The sequence below is a fragment of the Sorangium sp. So ce367 genome, from assembly GCF_051520455.1.
In the GTDB taxonomy this organism is placed as follows: domain Bacteria; phylum Myxococcota_A; class Polyangia; order Polyangiales; family Polyangiaceae; genus Sorangium; species Sorangium cellulosum_B.
In genome coordinates, this window is sequence record NZ_CP150334.1 from 3,397,344 (window position 1) to 3,420,189 (window position 22,846).

The window sequence follows — 22,846 nt, forward strand, 5'->3', positions numbered from 1 at the left end:
TCTTGACGACACCGGCGCGACGTCGCGCCGGACTTCGCGCGGGCGCGGTGGCCTCGCGGCGCGGCGGCGCGGCGCTCGACCGGGCGAAGGCGGCCTCGCTGCGTCCCTGGCGCCCCCGCCGCGCTCAGCGCGCCCCCGCCGCCCGCGCGTGGCGCGGCCTTGTCGCTCCGACGTCATCGACGGCGGATGGCTTTCGCCTCGTCGCTGCGCTAGGGGAGCGACGTGTCAGGCCCTCTGATCCCTTACATCGAGCTCCCCGAGATCCCGCTCGCTTTCCTGGAGCACATCCCGCTCGTGGGGCAGCTCATCGATCCGGCGAAGCCGCCCTCGATCAAGCCGTTCGGCACGCTGGTGGCGCTCGGCGTCTACATCGGCGCCGTGGTCGCCACGAGGCACGCGCGCGAGCGGCGCCTCGACGAGAAGAAGATGAGCGAGTTCATCTTCTGGGTCGTGGCGGCCGGGTTCATCGGTGGGCACGTCCTCGACGCGATCTTCTATCACCCGCAGCGGGTCGCCCGAGATCCTCTCTACCTGTTCGCGCTCTGGGACGGCCTGTCGAGCTTCGGCGGCTTCACCGGCGCGCTGATCGGCGCCTTCGCGTGGCGCTTCTATCGCCGCGAGCGGATCATGCCCTACTGCGAGGTCGTCAACAGCGCGTTTCCGCTCGCGTGGGTCTTCGGGCGCGCGGGCTGCGCGTCGGTCCACGATCATCCGGGCCGTATCTCCGACGCATGGTTCGCGGTCCAATACCCGCTCGGGACGGGACATGTCGGCCGGTTCGATCTCGGCCTATATGAGTGTGTGCTCGCGATCCCGCTCGCGATCGCGTTCGCGGTGCTCTGGCGCCGGAACCCCCATCGTCCGCTCGGTTTCTATACCGGGATCATGTGCACCGCGTACGCTCCGGTGCGCTTCGCGCTCGATTTCCTGCGCGAGCGGGAGGGCACGGTCGTCGGCGGCGATCCGCGTTATGCCGGTCTCACTCCCGCGCAGTGGGCATGCTTTGGTCTGTTCGCGGTGGGGCTCTATTTCCTGCGCATGGCGGCGCGCGGCGAGCCGTCGAGCGCCGGGGCGAGCCCGCTGGACGGCGCTTCGCGCGTCGCGGACGACGATCCGTCCGACGAGGACGGTGAGGCCGAGGCGCCTCGGGCCTCCCGCGCCCGGGCCGAGAGGTGATCCCGCACCTGGGCGCCTTGGACCGGTCGTTTCGGGTTTCGGGCAGATCCACGCCGCGCGATGCGCTCATCCGCCGGGCGGCGCTGGACCGCTCGGCCCTCCCGAGCGCCGGGTTTCCCGAGCGCCGGTCCGGCGACGCCCGCCTGTGACGGAGCGCGCGCTGCGGGGTCCCTGGTCGCCTGGACCGGCGCCCCGGTCCTCCGGACCGGCGCTCGCGTGAGGGGCGAAGGCGCGGAGGGGGCGCGGAGGGTCCGCTGACGGCTCCTTCCGGGCCTTCATTTGGCTCGCCCGCCCGTGGCGGGTCCCTTGACGCGCCAGGGGCGCCAGATATCGTGGGGTGGAGTTTGCACCAGAGGGTCGGCCTGCCGACCTTCGCTCGATTGAGCTCGGTCGCTCCTTCCGCCGATGGAGGAGCGACCGAGGCGCGCTCGCGAAAGGCTCCGCGTCATCGACATCGATCACGGAGCGAGTGGACCAAAATAAGAGGGAACGCAGGGGCCAACCCCAGGTTTTTCTACAATGGCTGAAGATTCGCGTAAGTTGTTCGTGGCGGGCTTGCCCGACTCCATCACCGAAGACGTTTTGCGGCAGCTCTTCGAGGCCACCGGCGGCAACGTCGTCGAGGTCAGTCTTCCGAAAGATCGCGCGACGGGTCGTCCGCGCGGGTTCGGCTTCGTCACACTCTCGACGACCGGCGAAGCCAACGCCGCGCGCGAGTCGCTCGACGGTTCATTTCAGGGCGGCAAGTCCATCTCGGTCCGCCCCTTCCAGGCCGAGCCGCCGCGGCGCGAGGGGCGCCCGATGGGCCCCGGCGGTGGCCCCGGCGGCGGCGGTCCAGGTGGCCCTGGCGGCGGTGGCGGTATGGGCGGCGGCGGGCTTGCAGCGCCCGATCGCACCCTCTACGTCGGCAATCTCCCCTATGACGCGAGCGTCGAGGAAGTCGAGGGGCTCATCGGCTCGACCGGCGCCGGTCCGGTGGTGCGGGTCCACCTCCCCATGGATCCTGACGGTCGCAAGCGCGGGTTCGGCTTCGTGACGATGGCGAGCGCCGAGGCGGCGCGCGGCGCGATCGATGCCCTGCGCGGCGTGGACGTGCGCGGCCGGCGCCTCGTCGTCAACCTCGCTCACCCGAAGGGGGAGCGGCCGGCGCGCGAGGACCGCCCGGGCGGCTTCGGCGGCGGTGGCGGCGGCTTCGGCGGCGGTGGCGGCGGCTTCGCCGGCGGCGGCGGCGGCTTCAGCGGTGGTGGCGGCGGTTTCGCCGGCGGCGGCGGCGGTGGTGGAGCTCCTCCGCCGCCTGCGCGCAAGACGTTCGATGATCGCCGTCGGCGCGGCGCTCACGACGGGGACGGTCCTCCCGGGGCCGGTGGCGGCGCTGGTGGTGGTGGCCGGCGCAGCAACAACAAGAACTGGGATCGCGGCCGCACCGGTGACGACTGGGACGACGAATGAGCGCTCCCGGTTGACAACTGCATCGTTTCTCGTAGGGTAGCGCCCTCCAGACGGGCGGTCGGGCGTCGCTGATCCGACATACGTCCTCTGGTGCCCCCCGCCGGTTGCGGTGCTAGCGCTTCCCGTGCTGCCCGTGCCTAGGTTCAACCAGGGCCGCCTGTTGAAACAGGTCGGCCCTGTCTTCGGAGACCTCCGATGCGCGACATCATCAAGCTGACGTGCGGCAACTGTGGCCGCGCGAATTACCACACGACGAAGAACAAGCGGACGATGACGGACAAGTTCGTCATCAAGAAGTTCTGCCCGACCGAGCGCAAGCACACCGAGCACAAAGAAGGCAAGATCTCGAAGGGCTAGGCCACGCTGCACCGCTGGCCGCTGCCGCCGGACCCGCTCGAGCGGGCGTCTGGTCGGGCTGCTGCGTCCTCCGCGGTGCTCGGCTTAACCTTTTTCCTTTCTAGGGCGAAGCGATGATCTTCGACTGGCTCTACGGCCTGTTCTCGAACGATCTCGCGATCGATCTCGGCACCGCAACCACCCTCATCTACGTGAAGGGCAAGGGGATCGTGTCATGCGAGCCCTCGGTGGTCGCCGTCCAGCGCGATGCTCGCGGCGGCAAGAAGGTGCTCGCCGTCGGCCGCGAGGCGAAGGAGATGCTCGGTCGCACCCCCGGCAACATCCAGGCGGTGCGGCCGCTGCGCGACGGCGTCATCGCCGACTTCGAGATCACCGAGGCGATGCTCCGGTACTTCATCGCGCGCGCACACAACCGCCGCACGCTCGTCAAGCCGCGCATCATCATCTGCGTCCCGTTCGGCATCACCGAGGTCGAGAAGCGGGCGGTGAAGGAGAGCGCCGAGGGCGCTGGCGCGCGCGAGGTCTACCTCATCGAAGAGCCCATGGCGGCCGCGATCGGCGCAGGGCTGCCGATCACCGAGCCGAGCGGCAACATGGTCGTCGACATCGGCGGCGGCACGACCGAGGTCGCCGTGATCTCCCTCGCCGGCATCGTCTACTCGCAGAGCGTCCGCGTCGGCGGCGACAAGATGGACGAGTCGATCATGGCCTACATGAAGCGCAAGTACAACATGGCCATCGGCGAGCAGACCGCGGAGCGCATCAAGATCACGATCGGCAACGCGTACCCGCTCGAGCAGCAGCTCACGATGGAGGTCAAGGGGCGCGACATGGTCGCGGGCATCCCCAAGACGGTCGTCGTCAACTCCGACGAGATCCGCGACTCGCTGAGCGAGCCGACGAACGCCATCGTGGACGCCGTTCTCATCGCGCTGGAGCGCACGCCGCCCGAGCTGGCGGCCGACATCGTCGACAAGGGCATCGTGCTCACCGGCGGCGGTTCGCTCCTCAAGAACCTCGACGTGCTCCTCCGCGAGGAGACGGGGTTGCCCGTGATGGTGTGCGACGACCCGATCAGCGCCGTGGTGCTCGGCAGCGGCAAGGCGCTGGATCACCTCGAGCTCTTGAAAGAGGTCACGATCAGCTGAGGGTCGTCTTCGTGTCCCGCCCGTGAGCACGCCGGCGGGGGTGTTTGCGGCGCGCGGCGAGCCGCCCCGCGCCGGGGTGGGCGCCGCGCGCGGCGTCGAGAGGGGTGGCCTCGCGGGGCGCCTCGTACTACCTGGGTCCGGGAGCCACGGTGAACCTCAAACGCTACCGCGACTTCGTGATCGTGCTGTTGGCGCTCGCGGTGCCGTTCTGGTTCCTGCGCGCCAGCATGCGCGACCCCAAGCAGAACACGGGGGCCGACCGGATCATCATCAGCATCGCGGCGCCGATCCAGTACGCGGCCGCGACGCTGGCGCGCGGGATCTCGAACCTCTGGGGCGACTACATCTACCTGGTCGACGTCAAGGAAGACAACGCCAGGCAGGCCTCGCAGATCGCCCGCCTCCGAGAGCGGGTGCGGAAGCTCGAGGCGCTCGAGGAAGAGAACCGCCGCCTGCGCAGGCTGCTCGACCTGCGCCAGAGCCTCCGGACCGACGTGGTGAGCGCCCAGGTCGTCGGCAAGAGCACGAACGATTTCTTCCGGGTGGTCCGCGTCACGCTCGATCGCGAGGCGCGGGACATCGGCTCCAACTTGCCGGTCCTCTCCGCGGACGGCGTCGTCGGCACCACGCTGAAGAGCGCCGGCGACACGGTCGACGTGCGGCTCGTCGTCGACGGGGGCAGCGGCGTCGACGTGGTGGTCGAGCGCACCGGCGCGCGCGGCTTCGTCCGCGGCACGGGCGACGAGAGCAAGTACTCCTGCAGCGTCGAGTACGTGCAGCGCACCGACGAGATCGAGGTCGGCGATCTGCTCGTGACGAGCGGCGTCGGCCGGCGCTTCCCGAAGGGGATCCCGGTCGGGACCGTGACGCAGGTCGTCCGCCGCGACTTCGGCATCTACCAGCAGGTGTACGTCGCGCCGGCGGTCGATTTCTCCCGGCTGGAGGAGGTGCTCATCGTGACGACGACGCCTCCGGAGGAGACGCCCCCCCAGGCGCAGCGGAGGTGACGCGATGAGAAACTCCGCGTTCCTGGCGATGGGGGCCGCCCTGCTGATCCTTCAGTCGAACCTGTTCCGGCTCATCGGCAAGCTGAACATCCCGGGCTCGACGCCGAGCCTGCTCCTGCCGCTCGTCGTGTTCATGGGGGTGCACGAGTACTCGATCGCGCGGGGCGCCGCGCTCGCGTTCCTGCTCGGGTACCTGCTCGATCTCTTCACCGGCGCGCCGGTCGGCCTGTTCACCTTCATCACCGTCGCGACCTTCGTCGTCTCGCGGGCGGCCGGCGTGCGGCTCGCCGCGCAGACGCTCCTCACGAAGATCGCGCTGGCCTTCGTCTTCGGCCTCGTCGAGGGGGTGCTCATCGTGATCCTCACCGCCATCTTCGGGGGCGACGCGGCGCGCACCCGCGCGCTCGCCCGGCTCGTCGCGCCGCACGCGATCTCGACGGCGCTGTTCGCGCCGTTCGTCTTCCGGCTGGCCGAGCGCGTGCACCAGGCGACGATCAACGTCCCGCGGCCAGGGGAGAGCCCGCGGTGAGCCTGCTCGTCCAGCGCTCCGACGTGAGCGAGTTCCGCCGGCGCTTCCGGTGGATCGCGCTCGGCATGGTCGTCGGATTCATGGTGCTCCTCGGGCGCCTGTTCTACCTGCAGATCCTCGAGGTCGACGAGAACAAGGCCATCGCTCGCGAGAACATCGTTCGGCGCGTGACGCTCGCGACCACGCGCGGGATCATCCGGGACAAGAACGGCAAGGTGCTCGCGGCCAGCCGGCCGTCGTACAACGTCTACGTCGTCCCGCGGCGCCTCGACATGGAGACGATCTGGCCGAAGCTCGTCGAGTACCTCGGCATCGGGATCGAGGAGCGCGCGCGGCTGGAGGCGCTGATCACCTCCATCCGCGCCGACGAGGGCCCGCGCAAGAACCAGCAGATCCTGCTCAAGGAGGACATCTCGCGCGACGCCGTGGCGACCTTGGCGACGCACGACGCCGAGCTGCCGGGGGTCGACGTGGTGCCCGTCCCGGTGCGCTACTACCCGTACGAGGAGGTCGGCTCGCACGTCCTCGGCTACATGGCCGAGGTGGACGCCGAGCGGCTCGCGTCGCTCCGCAGCGTCGGGTACATCGAGGGCGATCGCATCGGCGTCACCGGCATCGAGCGCGCGTGGGAGAGCTACCTGCGCGGCACGCGCGGCTGGGAGAAGGTGCTCGTCGACGCCAAGGGGCGGCGCAGGACGGGCGGCGACGGGATCATCGAGGAGCCGCGGCGGGTGGACCCGATCCCCGGCCGCGATCTCCGGCTGACGCTCGACGCCGACATCCAGAAGGCGATCGACAAGGCGATGCGCGGCGAGCTCGCCGGCGGCGTCGCGGTCATCGACGTGCGCACCGGGCGGATAATCGGGCTGTACTCGAAGCCCGGCTACAACCCGAACGCGCTCTCCGGCGGCTCGGGGAAGCAGGTCATCCGCGACGCGTTCCGGAGGCTCTACTCCGATCCGCTGAAGCCCGCGCTCGACAAGACGCTGTCCGGGGCGTACCCGCCCGGCTCGACGTTCAAGCCGTTCACCGCGCTGGCGGCGCTCGAGAAGGGGCTCATCGATCCCCGCCAGTCCTCGCGGTGCCGGGGCGCGCTGACGTTCGGCAAGCGCACCTTCCGGTGCACGCACGTGCACGGGCCGGTCGCGATGCAGCAGGCGATCGCCGAGTCGTGCAACGTCTACTTCTACCGGCTCGCGGCGGAGTACGGCGTCGGCATGGACGTCATCGCGGAGATGGGCCAGCGCTACGGGCTCGGCGCGCGGACGGGGCTCGGCATCAACGCCGAGGCGGGGGGCAGGATGCCCACCCGGGCGTGGATGACGCTCCGGAACAAGGGCCAGTTCCGCCTCGGGTTCGGCCTGAACGCGGCGATCGGCCAGGGCGCGACGACGGTCACGGTGCTCCAGCTCGCGCTCGCGTACGCGGCGCTCGCGAACGGCGGCACGCTGTACCAGCCGCAGATCGTGCGGGCCGTCGAGACGAGCGCCGGCACGGTCGTCCAGGAGTTCACGCCGCGCGTGCGCCGCCAGATCGACATCCGGTCGGAGAACCTCTCCCTCGTGCACCGCGCCATGGTCGCCGGCGTGAACGAGGAGGGCGGCACGGCGTTCAAGGCGCGCGTCGCGGGCGTGGAGATGGCGGGCAAGACGGGGACCGCGCAGGTCTCGCACCGGCTCACCCGCGGCGTCGAGGCCGAGCGGGTCTGGTACTTCAACCGCGAGCACGCCTGGTTCGCCGGCTACGCGCCGGCGCGCTCGCCCGAGGTCGCCGTGGTCGTGCTCGTCGAGCACGGCGGTACGGGCGGCAAGCACGCGGCGCCGGTCGCCTTCGAGGTGGTCCGCGCGTACCAGGAGCTCGCGAAGGAGCGCCGCGGCGGCCCGAACGAGGGGCCGCGCGCGGGAAAGAGCAGCGCGGGCCGCGCGCCCGCCGCGTCGGGGCGCACGCCATGATCCGGGGTGACTCTCTCTCTGCGCGCGATCGCGATCATTTCGACTGGCCGCTCTTCATCGCCGCGGTGGCCATCGCGGTGCTCGGCGTCGTCAACCTCTACAGCGCGACGAGCGTCTACTCCGGCGCGCGCGCGGAGCTCTACATCAGCCAGGTGTACTGGCTGTTCATGGGCGGCATCATCGGCGGCGTGCTGATCGCGGTCGACTACCGGCACCTCGAGCGCCTCGGCTACGTGCTCTACACGTTCGGCGTCTTCTCGCTGGCGCTCGTCTTCGTGCTCGCGCGCGACGTGCGCGGCTCCGCCCGGTGGATCGAGTTCGGCGCGTTCCGGTTCCAGCCCAGCGAGTTCATGAAGGTGTTCCTGGTCATCGCGCTGGCGAAGTTCCTGCACGACGATCCGCGCAACGAGGGCCGCACCCTCCGCGATCTGGCGATCCCGGCGGCGCTGACGGCGGTCCCCGCGCTCCTCGTGCTCAAGCAGCCCGATCTCGGGACGGCGCTCATCCTCGTGTTCGTCTTCCTGACGATCGCGGCGGTCACGCGCGTGCGGTGGAGGAGCGCGGCGCTGTTCGTCGTGTCCATCGCGGTGGCGATCCCGATCGTCTGGGAGTACGTGCTGCTCGACTACCAGCGCGCGCGCGTGCTCGTGTTCCTCCACCCCGAGGAGGATCTCCTGCACCGCGGCTGGCACGCCCACCACTCGCGCGTCGCGATCGGCAACGGCGGCCTGTTCGGCAGCGGGTACCTGCGGGGCACCCAGAACCAGTTCCTCTTCCTGCCGGATCAGTTCACGGACTTCCCGTTCCCTGTCTTCGCCGAGGAGTGGGGGTTCGTCGGGTGCATCGTCCTCGTGTGCCTCTACGCGTTCCTCGTCGTGTGGGGGATCCGCATCGCGTCGATGGCGAAGGATCGCTTCGGCGCGGTGCTCGGCGTCGGCTGCGCGGCGATCATCTTCTGGCACGCGGTCATCAACCTCGGCATGACGTCGGGCGTGCTGCCCGTCGTCGGCGTCACGCTGCCCCTGTTCTCGTACGGCGGATCGAGCGTGACCACGGTGATGGTGGCGATCGCGCTGCTCATGAGCGTGTCGATGCGCCGCTACTCCGGCGTCGCCTCGCTCGATCGGCTCTGACGGCGCGGCGAGCGTGCGCCCGCCGCGTGGGCTCAAATCGCGCTCTCTGCGAGCCGCGCCTCGAGGACGAACGCGAAGGCCTTGAGCGCGTCGCGCTCGGTGATCTCGCCGCCCGCGCGCGCTCTGCGGACCACGGCGCGAAAGCCGAGGTAGCGGCGCCCGTCCAGGCCGAGCAGCGCCGGCACCGTCGCCGGATCGCGCGCCGCGCCGCTCGATCCCGCGAGCTCCGCCGCTTTGTCGAAGATCCCCGCGACGAGCGCGTCGCAGCGCTCGAGCGCGACGGCATACCGCTCCGCGGCGATCGTCGCCTCGATCTCCGCGATCGCCTCCCGGTCGGCGGTCGGCCAGAGCGCGACGAACGAGAGGCCCGGCTGGGCGAGGTGCCTCGTCGCCGCGGACGGGCCGTCCGCGCGCGCGGTCGCCGGGGCGTCGGCCGGCGCGGCCAGCCTCCGGGCGGCGAGCCGCAGCGACGGCGGGAGCCCGCGGCTCGCCGGATCCCTGACGCCGGCGCTGCGCGGCGCGAGCTCGCCGCCAGGTGACACCGCTACGCCGGGCGCGGCGGCGCCCTCGCTCGGATCGCCGATCGTCGAGTCCGGCGGCATCGTCGACCACGGCTTGCTGGGCGGCGCGAGCCGCGAGATCACCGCGTCGAGCGGCGCCGATGGCGGCGGCGACGCGTCACGCAGGGCGGTGGCGAGCCCGCCCTCGATCGCGTCGAACCCGCCCAGACCTCTCCCCATCGCGTCGGGCAGGCGGCTCTCGAAGGCGCGCAGGACCGCGGCGCTGATCTCCTCGAGCCCCTCGTAGAGGCCGAGCCCCGTCTTCGCCGACGTGGCCAGCGAGAAGACGCGGGACGGGTTCAACATCGCGTCGAGCTCCGAGAGCGGCAGCAAATCGGGCAAATCGCGCTTGTTGTGCTGGAAAATGTGCGGGACATGCTCCAGCGCCCGCCCCTGCTCGGCGAGGTTCTCGCGCAGGTTCTCCATGCTCTCCATGTTGGCGTCGGCGCGAACGGCCTGCGAATCGCTGACGAACACGATGCCGTCGGCGCCCGTGAGCACCAGCTTCCGGGTCGCGTTGAAGTAGACCTGCCCTGGCACCGTGAAGAGCTGGAGCCTCACGTTCATCCCGCGCAGCTGCGGGAGCCGAACCGGCAAGAAGTCGAAGTAGAGCGTTCGATCGACCGGCGTCGCGAGGGAGACGAGCTTGCCGCGGTACTCGGGCTTCGCCGTGGCGTGCAAGTACTCCAGCGTGGTCGTCTTGCCGCCCAGGCCGGGCCCGTAATAGACGACCTTGAAGACGAGCTCGCGCGACAGTGGGTTCACCGACGCCATGGGCGGCGGCGACGATACACGAAAAGGAGAACGAGAGCGCCGGGGTGTGCGCGGGCACATGAAAGCCGGCCGCGCGCCCCGCGCGCCCGCCAGGGCGGGGCACGGAGGCGCGGCCGGCGCGGCGCGCCGTCAGCGGAGGCCGACGAGCGGCTCGAACTTGTCCTTCTGGCCGATCTGGAGCATGAGCGCGACCTGGCCGCGCTGCGCCTGGAAGTAATCGAGCCGCAGCCGGTGCGTCCCCTCCGTGAGGCGGGCCTCGCCGTCCACGGTCTTCGCGCTGTGGACTCCGTCGTTCGCGACCACGCGCTTGTCGTCGATGTAGAGGACCGCGCCGTCGTCCGAGGTGAGCCTCAGCTGGAACACGCCTTCCTGGGGCGCCTTGAACTCGCCCTCGAACCGGATCGCGAACCACTCGTTCTGCGCGAGCGCGCCCGGGAAGCCGCCGGAGAAGTCCTGCGACTTCACCTCGAACTTGTCCGTGAACAGCACAGCGAACGGCACGAGCCCGTCGAAGGTCGGGAGCTTCTGGGTGTTCTCGGGGATCACGTACGCGAGCCCCCGGAAGGCGCCGCCCTCCCCGTTGCCGAACGCGTTCGGGGCGGTGATGCGCGGCGCGTTGTTCGTGGGCAGGCGCCACTTCGGGGTCCTGCGCCGCTCGGGCTCCGGGTCGGGCTTGGCCGGCTTGCGCGTCCGGGAGGTCTTCTTGGCGGGCGGCGGGGGCGGCGGCGAGGCCTCTGCCGGCGTGTTGCCGCTCTGGATGGTGACATGGCAGCCGCTGAGCAGAGACGCGGCAAGCACGCACGAGGCGATGTGCGACGAGGTTCGGACCATGACGTCTCCTGAGAGGGAACGGACGGATTGGCCCGCCCCCACGTGAATGCGAGGATGGCGCTTAGACGTTCGAGCCGTGCGCCGCAATCAGCGTCACGTCGCGTCAGGAGCCCCCGGCACGAGCGAGCCCGCCGGTCGAGCCCCGAGCGCGTCGAGCGCGTCCTCGGGGAGCCCCTTGGCTTGGCCGTGCAGCGCGGGCCCGGGCGCCTCCTGCCGCGCGTTCCCGTCGAGCGACTCCGCGGCGCGCCAGACCGGCGAGCCCTGGGCGAGCGCGAGCGCGGCGAGGCAGGCGAGCACGCTGGCGAGCGCGCCGGCGTTCATCACGCCCTCGTACCGGCCCCGCGCGGGGCCCGCGTAGGTCAGCCCGAGCAGCGCGCCGCTCACAAGGCCCCCGATGTGCGCGGCGTTGTTGATGCGGATGCCCGTGCTCGACGCGTTCACGACGAAGCCGAAGAGGACGATGTAGAACACGGCCTGGAGCGCGAGGTCCTTCCATCGCGGGTCGCGGCGGCGGAGCAGCCAGCCGAGCAGGAGGCCCATCACGCCGAACACGGCGCCGCTCGCGCCCGCGGTGCACACGACCTCGGGCTGCACGAAGAGGTTCCATGCGGCGCTCGCGCCGAAGCCGAACAGGCCCGTGAGCACGTACGCGATCGCGAACCGCGCCGAGCCGACGGCGGGCTCGGCGGCGCGGGCGAGCATGCCGAGCGTCACCATGTTCATGCCGAAGTGGAGGACGCCCATGTGGACGAAGACCGCGGAGAGCAGCCGGAACGGCTCGAAGGGCACGCCGGGCGCGAGGAGGAGCGCGCCGAAGCGGAGGTAGCTCGACGTGTCCCACGCCGAGAGGAGCCCGAGATCGCGGGAGTGCGCGGCCATCAGCTGGCCGACGAACACGAACGCCGTGAGCCCGCCCAGGATCTTGGTCGCGAGCAGGCTTCGCCCGTCGAGGCGTCCTCGGGCGGGCGCAGCGTGGGCGGGAGGCGCGAGGAGCGGCGCGCCGCAGCGGATGCAGCGGCTGAAGTCGCCGCCGTTGAGGGCGCCGCAGCGCGCGCAGTGCAGCGAGCGCCTCCGTTCTCCGGACGGCCCCGCCGTCACAGGGCGGCCCCGAAGCGCTGCCCGGCGCCGGGGTGTGGGGGGGACCTGAACGCTGTATCGAGGGTCACCTGGGCTCCTTTCACGCCGGACGCTCGGCGTGGAGGCCGGCACAATGTGGCGGCTCCTGGCCGTAAGGTCCACGGGTTTGGGCCGTTGTCGAGGGGTGAATGCCGTGGCCCTCCCGCGTTCGGTTCCGCCTGTCGCTGGCGAGCCGCCGCGCGCCCTCCTCGCGGGGGGCCCGCGGCGGCTCGCCGGCGGCGCGCAGGCGCTCCTTCCCCGCGGGGCGCGCCGGCCGGAGAGGGGCGCGAGGCGGACACCGGTGCGCTCCGTTCTGCGTCCGGGTATCGTCGCCGCTGTGACGGCGGTGGCAGCAGCGAGGCCCGATCTCGAGGCGGAGCGCCTGCTGTGCGAGCGCGCGGCGCAGGGCGATCGCCTCGCGCTCGGGCAGCTGCTCCGCAAGTACGGGCCAGCGCTGTACCGCGCGGTGCTGTTGCCCCGCCTCGGCTCCGACGCGGCCGCGCAGGACGCTCTGGCCGAGACGTACGCGCGCGTGATCGAGCGGTTCTACCAGTTCCAGTGGCAGAGCTGCGGCATCTATCCCTGGCTCCGCGTCATCGCGCTGCGCATCGCGCTCGACATGCTCCGCGCGCGCCGCCGCGAGGCGCTCTTCGAGCCCGAGGATCTCCAGCGCGAGATCGACGCCGCGGAGACCGACCTCACCGCGCGCGGAGAGGCCGAGCTCTGCGAGAAGCGCGATCTCGCCGACGCGCGGGCGCGCGTCGAGGACGCGCTCGCGCGCCTCAACCCCCGTTACGCCGAGGCGATCCGGCTACGGGTGCTCGACGAGCGCCCCCGCGACGAGGTGGCCCTCGCGCTCGGGGTCAGCGTGGCGACGTTCGATGTCGTCCTGCACCGCGCCATGACCGCGCTGAAGAAGGCGCTCGCCGCGCCGCGCGCGGAGCGCAAGGAAGGAGCGCGATGAAGCCGCGGCCGCCCTCGGATCCGCGCTCGCCGCCGGCCGGCGACGGGCCCCTGGAGCGCCGCGCCGGCGCGGATCGCGGCCGGCGGCTCGCGCTCGTCGTGCCCGGCGCGGAGCCCGTCGCGCCTGCGTCCGACGACGAGCTGGGCGCGGCGCGCGCGCTCGCGGAGGCGCTCGATCGCGGCGAGGTCCCGCTCGCGGACGCGCTCAGGGCGGCGGCCCGCCCCGCCGGGCTCGACAGGGCGGACCACGAGGCGCTGCTCGCGCGCGCGCTCGGCGACGAGGGCGCGCCGCCGACCAAGGCCGAGCTGCGCGCCGCCGAGCGCCTGCGGGAGGCGCTGGAGCCCCGGGCCGCGTCCGGCGGCGGACCGGGGCGCGGCGGCTCCGGCGGCGAGGGCGCGCTCGGCTCGCCTGACGCGCGCGACGAGCTCGCGGAGCTCGCTGTCGCGCTCCGGGCCGCGTGGCGTCCGGCGGCGCTCCCGGAGCTCCCGGGGCGCGCGCTCGTCGACCGGGCCTTCCGCGCCTCGCCCGCGCGCGGCCCCCGGCGCATCGCGCCGGTGACGATGGCGGCCCTCTCGACCCTCGCCGCGGCCGCGGCGGCCGTGGCGCTGATCGTCGGCCAGATCAGCGAGGAGCGCGCCTCCGTCGCGCGCGCGCCCGGGGCCGCTGCTCCGGCCGCGGCGCTCGCCGCGCGGCCTTTGCTGATCGAGGCGCGCTCGACCGCCGCGCTCTTCGATCCGGCCGCGCCCTTTCCGCGGGAGGGCGGTCAGACGGAGCGGATCGATCGCATCGCCGCCGCGCGCGCGTCCGATCTGCGCCAGAACCGCTACGCGGCGTGGGGGGTGCGCTGATGCGGGGCCCGCGCCTCGTCGCCGTCTGCCTGGGGCTCTTCGCGGCGGCGCACCTCGGGTGCGCCCCGGGCGACGAGCGGACGCGCGCTGCCGGGGGCCAGGGCGATCCGGCGTGCGCGTGCGCCCCGGCCCAGGTCGTCGATCCCACGCTCCTGGCCTTCCTCTCGAGGGCGCGCGCGGCGCACCATGCCGCCGACGTCGCGCTCGGCGCGGGCGATCGCGCCGCTGCGCTCCGCGCCCTGGAGGGGATCATCGCCGCGCCGAGGCCGCCGGGGGCGCCGCCGGAGGTCGCCGAGGTGACGGCGGACACGTACGCCCGGCTGGCGGAGCTCCGGAGCGAGGCCGGCGAGTTCGACGCCGCGGCGCGCGACATCGACGCGGGCCTCCGGTTGGCGCCGGCGCCCTCTCATTATCAAGGCCACCTCTACGAGGTCGCGGGCGTGGTCGAGGAGCGCCGCGCGAAGGCGCTCGAAGCGAAGGGGGATCGCGAGGCGGCGACGCAGGCCCGCGCGCGGGCGGTCGGGCTGCTGGAGCGGGCGATCTCGATCCAGGACCAGGTGATCACCGAGGCGCTGGCGGGCCCCGGGGAAAAGCCGCGCTGAAGGGCGCGCTCGCCGTGGTCTGCAATTGCGACGGGCGCGCGTTCGTCGCTAGACTCGAGCGCGAGGGGGCCGCTGCTCGACCCGATGACGTTCCGTGTTCCAAGGCCGAAGCCCGGGTACGATCTCAAATCGCTCCCGCTGAAACCCGCGGAGGCGTTCCTCCTGTCCCGCATCGACGGCGTCCTGACGGATCGGGATCTGTCGTTGATCACGGGAATGTCGCACGTCGATACCGTCGAGGTGCTGCGCCGCTTGCGCGACCTCGGCGCGATCCTCCTGGACGGGGAGCCCTCCGGACAGCCTCCGCCGCGGGACGCCGCGCGGCGCGCGGCCGCGGTGGATCCGGAGAAGACGATGCCGTCCGGGTCCGAGGCCGCTCCGCTCGGCCGGGACGCGCTGCAGCAGATGGAGTCCCTGCCGCTCTACGATCCCGCCGAGCTCGACGAGCCGGTCGAGCTCGCCCCCGACCGGAAGCGGCGGATCCTCGACCTCTACTACCGCCTCGAGGATCTCAGCTATTACGCGCTGCTCGGCGTCGCGGATCAGGCGGACAAGAAGCAGATCAAGAGCGCCTACTACCAGCTCGCGCCGGAGTTCCATCCGGACACTTACTTCCGGAAGCAGCTCGGCTCCTACAAGCCGAAGATCGAGGCCATCTTCACGCGCATCACGCTGGCGCACGACACGCTGACGTCGAAGCAGCGGCGCGCCGAGTACGACGCGTACCTCGAGCAGTCCCACAAGAACCGGACGATGGCGGCGCTGATCGAGCAGACGCCGCGCGACATCGCCACGATAACGACCGCCGTCGACGCCACGGTGCGCGCCGCGTTCGCCGATCCGCGCGACATGGGCGCGTCGCCCGGGCGTTATTCCTCCGAGCGCGCGCCCGCAGGGCAGGGCGCGTCCGCTGTGTCCTCCGGCGCCGCCGCGCCGGTTCAGCCGTCGCCGGCGCAGCCGCCCGCAGGAGGAGGCTCGCCCGACAGCGGAGGCGCGCCGGCGCGGAGCGCAGCGCCGGCCTCGCCTGCCGCGCCTGCTCCCACCGCCAAGGACCGGCGTGAGACGTTCGCGCGTAAGCTCACCGGAGGCTTGAGGCGCCCTCCGCCGGGGGCGCCCTCTGCCTCGGTGGCCGCTGCGTCCGGGGCGGCCGCAACGCCGGCCGCGGTGACGGCTGCGCCTCGGGTGGCCGCCCCGCCGCCTGTGGCGACGGCTGCGCCTGGAGCGGCCGTCGTGCCGGCTGCCTCGGCAGGCGCCCCTGCGGCGCCGCCGAAGACCCCTTCCGGCGTGCGTTCGCCGGAGTCGATTCGGGCGGTCGAGGCGCTCAAGGCGCGTTACGAGAACGCCCGCAACGAGGCGCTCCGGAGCCAGATCGCGCGGTACTCCGACGTGGCTCGGGCCGCGCTCGAGCGGAGCGAGTTCGCGAGCGCGGCCAACGCGTACCGGATCGCCGCGTCGCTGGCTCCGGAGGACGCCGAGCTCCAGAGGGCGTCGGCCGAGGTGGAGCGCCTCGCGGCGGTGGCGCTGGCGGAAGGGTACCTCAAGCAGGCCGAGTACGAGGCACAGAACGGCCGCTGGGTCGAGGCGGCGCTGAGCTACGTGAAGGTGTGCAACGGCCGCCCGGACGACGCCGGCGCGCACGAGCGGGTCGCGCACGCGACGCTCCAGGCCGGGGAGAGCTCGCGGCGGGCGGTGGAGTTTGCGCGGCGGGCGGTGGAGCTCATGCCCGCCTCCGTGGAGTACCGGATCACGCTCGCGCTGTCGTACGCGGCCGCGGGGCTCGCGAAGAGCGCGGCCGGCGAGCTCGAGCGCGCCGCCGAGCTCGCAGGGAGCGATGGTAGGCTGCGCGGTCTCGTCGCGCAGGCGCGCGAGCAGGCCAAACAGCAGGGGAAGCAAGTCTAGCGCCGGCCCTTACAGAAGGCGCGCCGGCCTCGGGAAGGCCCGGGGCGGCGCCTTCCGCATGGGCGGCGCACGATTGGCCCGCTCGGCTCCGCGAAACGGTCTAGCATCGTGGCCTCAGCGGCCGTTCGGGCCGAAGATCACAAGAGGAGCAGCGGCATCGATGGAGCGTGTCATCGGCATTGACCTTGGCACCACGAACTCGTGCGTTGCCATCGTCGAGGAGGGCGTCCCGACCGTCATCCCGAATCGCGGTGGGTACAAGACGACGCCGTCCATGGTCGCGATCACCGAGGCCGGCAAGCGGCTCTGCGGGCACATCGCGAAGCGGCAGGCGATCACCAACGCCGAGAACACGGTCTACGCCGCGAAGCGGCTGATCGGCCGGAAGTGGTCGTCTCCGCAGGTGAAGAACGCGATCCTGACCGCCTCGTACAAGATCGTCGAGGGGCCGCACGGCGACGTCCGCATCCAGCTGCGCGACAAGACGTACTCGGTCCCCGAGATCAGCGCGATGGTCCTCCAGGAGATGAAGCTGTTCGCCGAGGACTACCTCAACGAACCGGTCTCGAAGGCGGTCATCACGGTCCCCGCCTACTTCAACGACAACCAGCGGCAGGCGACGAAGGACGCGGGCCAGATCGCGGGGCTCGACGTCATCCGCATCGTCAACGAGCCGACGGCGGCGGCGCTCGCGTACGGGTTCGGCAAGAACGTCGAGAAGACGATCGCCGTCTTCGACCTCGGCGGCGGCACCTTCGACATCTCCGTGCTCGAGATCGGCGCGGGCGGGGTCTTCAAGGTCATCGCCACGGCGGGGGACACGTTCCTCGGCGGCGAGGACTTCGACGCGCGCGTCATCGACTGGCTGGTGCAGGGCTTCAAGGAGCAGCACGACGTCGATCTGCGGCAGGACCGGATGGCGCTCCAGCGGCTCAAGGACGCGGCCGAGAAGGCGAAGTGCGAGCTGTCCAGCGTCCTGGAGACCGAGATCAACCTGCCGTTCATCATCTCGAGCGCGCGGAACGAGGCGCTGCACCTCCAGCGGACGCTCTCGCGGGCCACGCTGCAGGAGCTGTGCGAGGACCTCGTCGAGCGGTGCATCGAGATCTGCAGCCAGACGCTCGAGGACGCGCGGCTCGACCGCGACGAGATCGAGGACGTCGTGCTCGTCGGCGGCATGACGCGCATGCCGCGGGTGCAGGAGGCCGTCCGCGACTTCTTCGAGCGCGAGCCGTGCAAGGGGGTGCACCCCGACGAGGTGGTCGCGCTCGGCGCGGCGGTGCAGGGCGCCGCGCTCGTGGACGAGACGAAGCAGATGATCCTGCTCGACGTCACGCCGCACGCGCTCGGCATCATGACGTTCGGGTCGAACTTCGAGGAGCTCATCCCGCAGAACACCACGGTGCCCACGAGCCGGTCGAAGATCTTCACGACGAGCCGCGACAACCAGACCGCCGTGAAGATCCTGGTCATGCAAGGCGAGCACCAGAAGGCGACGGACAACGAGCTGCTCGGCGAGTTCATCCTCACCGGCCTGCGCCGCGCGCCGAAGGGGCAGGTCGAGATCGAGGTCACGTTCGAGATCAACAGCGACGGCATCGTCTCGGTGAGCGCGAAGGATCTGGAGACGGGCCAGCAGCAGTCGATCCAGGTCACCGCGTCGAGCGGCCTCACGAAGGAGGAGGTCGGCGAGATGATGGAGGCGGCGAAGGAGTACCTCGTCGATCGCCGCGCGAGCGACCAGTTCGAGGGCGTCCGGCAGGAGGCCGAGAAGCTCATCGCCGAGATCGAGCGGATGTTCCCGCAGGTCGAGCAGATCGTGGCGTCCAGCGACTTCGGCCGCGACGCCATCGGCAAGGCGCGCGGGATCGTGGACCGCTCGCGTCAGGCCATCGGCCGGCGCGACGCGGCCGCGGTCAAGGAGCAGATGGAGGCGCTCTCGCGCACCCACCGGATGTTCAAGGGTGTCGTAGCCAGGCCGCAGGGGTGAGGGGTGGCCGCGATGAGGGAAGACGATGCGGTCGGTGCCGCCTGACTCCAAGACCCTGGACTCCTCCTGGGGGCTCGACGAGGTGGACGAGCTCGAGGACACCCAACCGGTCGCCTCGGAGGAGCTCCTCGCGCTCGCCGCGCTCGCCCGCGAGGAGAAGGGCTCACACCGCATGGAAACCCCGCCCGCCGGCACGCCTCTCCAGCCGGACGGCGAGGGCAAGATCACGCTCCCGCCGCCGATCCCGGTCAGCGACTACGTGGCAAAGATGATGACCCGCCGCTCTCACTCGAGCTCCGAGATCACCGCCCAGCGGCAGCGCCCTCCGGAGGCCTTTCCGCCGGAGGGGTATCCGCCCGTCCCGCCGCCGCGCAGGACGATCCCCTGGGAGCCGCCGCCAGGCTCCTCGTTCTCGGGCAAACACGGCGCTTCCGGCCGAGAGGCGGCGCGGCTCGGCCTGGAGTGCGACGAGCCCGGGGTCCCGTCGCGGCCCGGCGGGCGGATGGGGTTCGGATCGCTCGACGCCGAGCGCGACTTCGGGTCGGAGCTCGACGACGATCTCCTGCGCGAGCCGAGCCCATCGTACCCGCGCAGCTTTGGCGAGATCGACGTCTTCGGCGGTCCGCCGGTCGATGCGCGGGACGTCCACGTCCCCCCGGCGGCGAAGGGGCGCGTCCCTCGTCCGGACGACGGCGGGCCGCTGGGCATCGATTTCCGCCTCGATCTCGGGTTCGAGGAGCCGGGCCCTCCGATGGACGAGCCGCCGATCACGCCGCCGCCCGGCACGCTCCGTTACGGCCTGCTCGTGGAGGACGACGAGCCCGCTTTCCGCGGCGGGACGGGGGCGCTCGCCGGTTCGACCTCGTACAGGGTCTCGGGCGAGGCGCAGGGCGCGGCGCGCGCTCCGCGCCGATCCGAGACCGAGCGCGCGCCCGCGGCCGTCGCGAAGGTCGACAAGGGGGTTCATTCACGCGCAACCGAGCCCCAGCTGAGCGCCCAGGGGCCGCGGGAGCAGATGCAGCACCGGTTCGATCAGGGCGATTTCGGCGGCGCGCTCATCCTCGCGGAGGGCCTGCTCGAGGAGAACCCGAAGGACTGGATGGCGCGGCAGTACGCGGACAGCTGCGTCGAGATGCTCCGGCAGATGTACCAGTCGCGCCTCGGAGACGGCTCGCGGGTGCTGCGGCTCGCGGTGTCGCCGGATCAGCTCCGCTCGCTGAACCTCGATCACCGCGCGGGCTTCCTGCTCTCGTGCATCGACGGCTACAGCTCGATCGACGAGATCCTCGACGTGTCGGGCATGCAGTCGCTCGAGGCCCTGCGGCTCCTGTACGAGCTCGTGCAGGAGGGGATCGTCTGCAGCGTCTAGGCGCCGGCCTCGCCTGACGTCGCGGCGCCGCCTCATCGTTCCGAGCGGACCGCCGCGTCCCCAGACCCGCCTTTCCGTGATGCCGCAACCTCGCTAGGTTGCACCGGTGCGCACGGCTCTCCAGGCCGCTGTCGGTCTCCTCCTCGCGCTGCTCGCCGGCCGCATGGGCGCGTCGCTCCTCTCGACGGTCCAGCCGATCGAGCCCGACGCTCCGGCGCGGCGGTCGCCGGCCGCTCCCTCCGGCGCGAGCGCCGCGCCGGCGCTGGCAGCTCCGGCGCCCGCGCCTCCGCCGGACGCCGAGCTCGCGGCCCACGCCGATCCGATCGCGAGCTACACGCTGCGCGCGCGCCTCGATCCGGCGCAGCACACGATGCACGGCGAGGGCACGCTGGTCTGGCGGAACGCGTCGCGCGAGCCGCAGCGCGAGCTGTTCGTCCACCTCTACCTGAACGCCTTCAAGGACCCGCGCACCGTGTTCCTCCGCTCGTCCATCGACGGCTTTCGCGGTGGAGAAATGCTCTATGATTACGGGCATATCCAGGTGACCCGCTTCGCGGTTCGCGAGATGGACGGCGCGGACGTCTGGCCCCGCGGGAAGCCCACGACGCCCGGCGATCCCGACGACGAGACCGACATCCGGGTGGAGCTGCCGCGGGCCGTGGCGCCGGGCGAGGCGATCACGATCGATCTCGCGTGGGACGCGGACCTCCCGTCGCTCGCGCTCAGGACGGGTCACCACGGGAGCTTCCACATGGTGGGGCAGTGGTTCCCGAAGATCGCCCGCCTCGAGCCCGACGGGCGCTGGGCGCACTTTCCTTACCACCGGCTCTCGGAGTTCTACGCCGACTTCGGGGCGTACGACGTGACGGTCGACGTCCCCGAGCGCTTCGTGGTCGGGGCGACCGGCCGGCTCGTGGAGGAGCGGCGGGCCGACGGGCGAGCGATCCGCCGGTTCGTGCAGGAGGACGTGCACGACTTCGCCTTCGCCGCGTGGGACCGCTTCCGCGAGCTGCGCGCCACGACCGGCGACGGCGTCGCGATCCGGTGCCTCTTCCCCGAGGGCAGCGAGCGCGAGGCGGCGCTGGAGATCGACCTGGTCCGGTTCGGCCTCGAGCGCTTCGGCGCGGCGTTCGGCCGCTACCCGTACGGCACGCTCACGATCGTGCACCCGCCGGAGGGCGCCGAGGAGGCGGGCGGCATGGAGTATCCGACGCTCATCACGACCGGCGGCAGCTGGCTCTGGCCCGCCGTGGGCGTGCGCTTCGTCGAGGCGGTCACGGTGCACGAGCTCGCGCACCAGTGGTTCTACGGCCTCGTCGCGACGAACGAGCACCGCTACCCGTTCCTCGACGAGGGCCTCACCACCTACGCGGAAGCGGACGCGCTGCGCGCGCGCTACGGCGACGGCTCGTGGGCGCGCCTGCTCGGGCTCGAGATCGACCTCCGCCCGCAGTACCGCGCCGACGCGCTCACGTCGGGCCACAACGGCGCCGTCGCCCAGCCGGCCGCAGGCTTCGTCGACGGAAAGGACTACCTCGGGCTCGTGTACGGGAGGCCCGCGGTGCTCCTCGCGACCCTCGCCGGCGTGTACGGCGAGGACCTCGTGCGGCGAGCCGTCGGCCGCTACGCGCGCGAGAACCGGTTCCGGCACCCCGGCCCCGAGGCGCTGCTCGACGCGGTGCGGCGGGAGGTGGGCGACGAGGCGGCCGAGGCGCTCCGAGCCGGGCTCTTCGAGCGCGCGTGGGTCGACTACACCGTCGAGGCGTTCGACGCATGGCCCGCGGACGGCGCGGCGCCCGCGCCGGGCGAGGCCGGGATCGAGGCGGCGGGCTACCGCGGCCGCGCCGTCGTCCGGCGCCGCGGCTCGCTCGTGCTCCCCGTCGACGTCGCGCTGCACGGCGAGGACGGGAGCGTGCAGCGGGCGCGGTGGGATGCGCGCGAGAGCACCGCCGCGATCCCTTACGCCGGCGCCTCTCCGCTCGCCGCGGTGGTGATCGACCCCGACCACCGGGTGCTGCTCGACGAGGACCTCGCGAACAACGCGCGCCGATCGCGCCCCGACCTCCTCGCGCCCGGCGTGCTCTCGCGCGCGAGCTTCGCCGTGGGGCTCGCGCTCACGCTCCTCGGGCCATGAGCGCGCCGGCGGAGCGGGGCGCGAGCGATCCGGGCTCGCAGGGGGCCGCGGTGGCCGAGCCAGGGCGCGCGCGGCGCGCGGCGGGGCGCCCCGCCGCGCACGAGCGGCCAGCGGCGGTCGCGCTGTACTTCGGCTACCGGGCGCTCGCCTCGCTCGTGGTCGCGGCGCCGCTGTCCGTCTTCGTGGCCCAGATCGTCGGCGGATACCCGCGCGGCGACGCGATCCTCTTCGATCCCGGCGGCCTGATGCTCAGCGAGCTCGCGCGTCTCTCGGCGCACGCCGCCGCTGCCCTCGCCACGCAGCTCGGCCTGGGAACCCTGCTGGCCGCCGCGCTCGGGCTGCTCCCGCTCGCGGTGCTCCTCGCCGCGCTGAGCCAGAAGGGACCGCTCTCCGCGCAGGACATGGGAGGCCGCGCGGCGCGCGCCCTGGGCCCGCTCGCGCTGCTCTGGGGCGTCGCGCTCGCGGCGCAGGTCGCCGCTGCGGCGCTCGTCCTGCTCCCCGGGACGAAGCTCTGCGCGGAGCTCCCGATCCTGCCGCGCGGCCGCGACCTTGCGGCGATCGCCGTCGCCGTTGTCGCGCTGGTACCGGTCGCGGCCATCGCCCTGCTCCACGATCTCGCGCGGGTCGCCGTGGTCGGTGAGCAGCGGGGCTTCTACACCGCCGTCTCCAGAGGGCTCGACGCGCTGCGTGGTGCTCCGCTCGCGGCCGTCTGGGCCTGTGCGTCCCGGGGCGCCCTCGCGGTCGTCGCGCTCGCCGGCGGGGCGTGGGGCATGCATCTCGCCGGGGTCAGCACCGGCCCGCGCGTCGCGGCCGCGTTCGCCGCGCAGCTCGCGGCGCTCGCCGCCGCGGCCTACCTGCGCGCCTCGTGGCTCGCGGCCGCCTTCCGGCTGCTCGATCGCTCCGCGCCCTGGCACGAACGCGACCAGCACAGCGCGCCCGACGACGCGGCTGGGTGATCGCTCCGCGCCCGCCGCAGGCGGGGGGGCCCGGCCCGCGAGGAGCGCGGCG

At 72.5% G+C, this 22,846-nt stretch carries 19 protein-coding genes; 16 read left to right on the forward strand and 3 right to left on the reverse strand.

Annotated elements, in window-relative coordinates; genetic code table 11:
• Positions 1-222 precede the first annotated feature (222 nt).
• The 8 genes from WME97_RS13150 (at position 223) to rodA (ending at position 8,751) form a co-directional block, all read left to right on the forward strand.
• Complete coding sequence (locus tag WME97_RS13150) at positions 223-1,176, forward strand: prolipoprotein diacylglyceryl transferase (RefSeq protein WP_437552245.1); 954 nt, start codon at positions 223-225, stop codon at positions 1,174-1,176.
• 546 nt (positions 1,177-1,722) lie between these two features.
• Complete coding sequence (locus WME97_RS13155; protein ID WP_437552246.1) at positions 1,723-2,625, forward strand: RNA recognition motif domain-containing protein; 903 nt, start codon at positions 1,723-1,725, stop codon at positions 2,623-2,625.
• A 195-nt stretch (positions 2,626-2,820) separates the two neighbouring features.
• Positions 2,821-2,982 carry a 50S ribosomal protein L33 gene (gene rpmG / locus WME97_RS13160; protein WP_012235039.1) on the forward strand — a complete coding sequence of 54 codons (162 nt, stop codon included), beginning with the start codon at positions 2,821-2,823 and terminating at the stop codon, positions 2,980-2,982.
• Between the two features lie 113 nt (positions 2,983-3,095).
• On the forward strand, positions 3,096-4,130 hold the full coding sequence (locus WME97_RS13165; protein WP_276598056.1) for a rod shape-determining protein: 1,035 nt from the start codon (positions 3,096-3,098) through the stop codon (positions 4,128-4,130).
• Positions 4,131-4,279: 149 nt separating this feature from the next.
• On the forward strand, positions 4,280-5,137 hold the full coding sequence (gene mreC, locus WME97_RS13170; RefSeq protein ID WP_437535265.1) for a rod shape-determining protein MreC: 858 nt from the start codon (positions 4,280-4,282) through the stop codon (positions 5,135-5,137).
• A gap of 4 nt (positions 5,138-5,141) precedes the next feature.
• Positions 5,142-5,666, forward strand: a complete 525-nt coding sequence (locus tag WME97_RS13175) for a hypothetical protein (RefSeq protein ID WP_012235042.1) — start codon at positions 5,142-5,144, stop codon at positions 5,664-5,666.
• Positions 5,663-7,618, forward strand: a complete 1,956-nt coding sequence (mrdA, locus tag WME97_RS13180) for a penicillin-binding protein 2 (RefSeq protein WP_437552247.1) — start codon at positions 5,663-5,665, stop codon at positions 7,616-7,618. The genes WME97_RS13175 and mrdA overlap by 4 nt, the downstream gene beginning before the upstream one ends.
• Positions 7,615-8,751, forward strand: a complete 1,137-nt coding sequence (rodA, locus tag WME97_RS13185; RefSeq protein WP_437552248.1) for a rod shape-determining protein RodA — start codon at positions 7,615-7,617, stop codon at positions 8,749-8,751. The genes mrdA and rodA overlap by 4 nt, the downstream gene beginning before the upstream one ends.
• A gap of 32 nt (positions 8,752-8,783) precedes the next feature.
• Here the strand turns inward: rodA and WME97_RS13190 are convergent, their stop codons facing one another.
• The 3 genes from WME97_RS13190 to WME97_RS13200 form a co-directional block, all read right to left on the reverse strand.
• Positions 8,784-10,085 carry a GTP-binding protein gene (locus tag WME97_RS13190; protein WP_437552249.1) on the reverse strand — a complete coding sequence of 434 codons (1,302 nt, stop codon included), beginning with the start codon at positions 10,083-10,085 and terminating at the stop codon, positions 8,784-8,786.
• 129 nt (positions 10,086-10,214) lie between these two features.
• The gene (locus WME97_RS13195) at positions 10,215-10,916 is read right to left on the reverse strand and encodes a PA14 domain-containing protein (RefSeq protein ID WP_437552250.1); all 702 of its coding nucleotides are present in this window, start codon (positions 10,914-10,916) and stop codon (positions 10,215-10,217) included.
• A 93-nt stretch (positions 10,917-11,009) separates the two neighbouring features.
• Entirely contained in the window at positions 11,010-12,014 is a 1,005-nt protein-coding gene (locus WME97_RS13200) for a rhomboid family intramembrane serine protease (RefSeq protein ID WP_437552251.1), read from the reverse strand.
• Between the two features lie 355 nt (positions 12,015-12,369).
• Between WME97_RS13200 and WME97_RS13205 the strand changes: the two genes are divergently transcribed.
• The 8 genes from WME97_RS13205 (at position 12,370) to WME97_RS13240 (ending at position 22,794) form a co-directional block, all read left to right on the forward strand.
• Positions 12,370-12,996 carry an RNA polymerase sigma factor gene (locus tag WME97_RS13205; RefSeq protein ID WP_437552252.1) on the forward strand — a complete coding sequence of 209 codons (627 nt, stop codon included), beginning with the start codon at positions 12,370-12,372 and terminating at the stop codon, positions 12,994-12,996.
• On the forward strand, positions 12,993-13,844 hold the full coding sequence (locus WME97_RS13210) for a hypothetical protein (protein ID WP_437552253.1): 852 nt from the start codon (positions 12,993-12,995) through the stop codon (positions 13,842-13,844). The genes WME97_RS13205 and WME97_RS13210 overlap by 4 nt, the downstream gene beginning before the upstream one ends.
• Positions 13,844-14,446 (forward strand): hypothetical protein, encoded by a 603-nt coding sequence (locus WME97_RS13215; protein ID WP_437552254.1) that lies wholly within the window; start codon positions 13,844-13,846, stop codon positions 14,444-14,446. The genes WME97_RS13210 and WME97_RS13215 overlap by 1 nt, the downstream gene beginning before the upstream one ends.
• An 84-nt stretch (positions 14,447-14,530) precedes the next feature.
• On the forward strand, positions 14,531-16,345 hold the full coding sequence (locus tag WME97_RS13220; RefSeq protein WP_437552255.1) for a DnaJ domain-containing protein: 1,815 nt from the start codon (positions 14,531-14,533) through the stop codon (positions 16,343-16,345).
• Positions 16,346-16,505: 160 nt separating this feature from the next.
• The gene (dnaK, locus tag WME97_RS13225; RefSeq protein ID WP_272103249.1) at positions 16,506-18,335 is read left to right on the forward strand and encodes a molecular chaperone DnaK; all 1,830 of its coding nucleotides are present in this window, start codon (positions 16,506-16,508) and stop codon (positions 18,333-18,335) included.
• 34 nt (positions 18,336-18,369) lie between these two features.
• Complete coding sequence (locus WME97_RS13230) at positions 18,370-19,704, forward strand: hypothetical protein (RefSeq protein ID WP_437552257.1); 1,335 nt, start codon at positions 18,370-18,372, stop codon at positions 19,702-19,704.
• Between the two features lie 106 nt (positions 19,705-19,810).
• Positions 19,811-21,838: a M1 family metallopeptidase gene (locus WME97_RS13235; RefSeq protein ID WP_437552258.1), complete on the forward strand. Its 2,028-nt coding sequence runs from the start codon at positions 19,811-19,813 to the stop codon at positions 21,836-21,838.
• Positions 21,835-22,794, forward strand: coding sequence for a hypothetical protein (locus WME97_RS13240; protein ID WP_437552259.1), 960 nt, complete (start codon positions 21,835-21,837; stop codon positions 22,792-22,794). Before WME97_RS13235 ends, WME97_RS13240 begins: the two co-directional genes overlap by 4 nt.
• Positions 22,795-22,846: the final 52 nt, after the last annotated feature.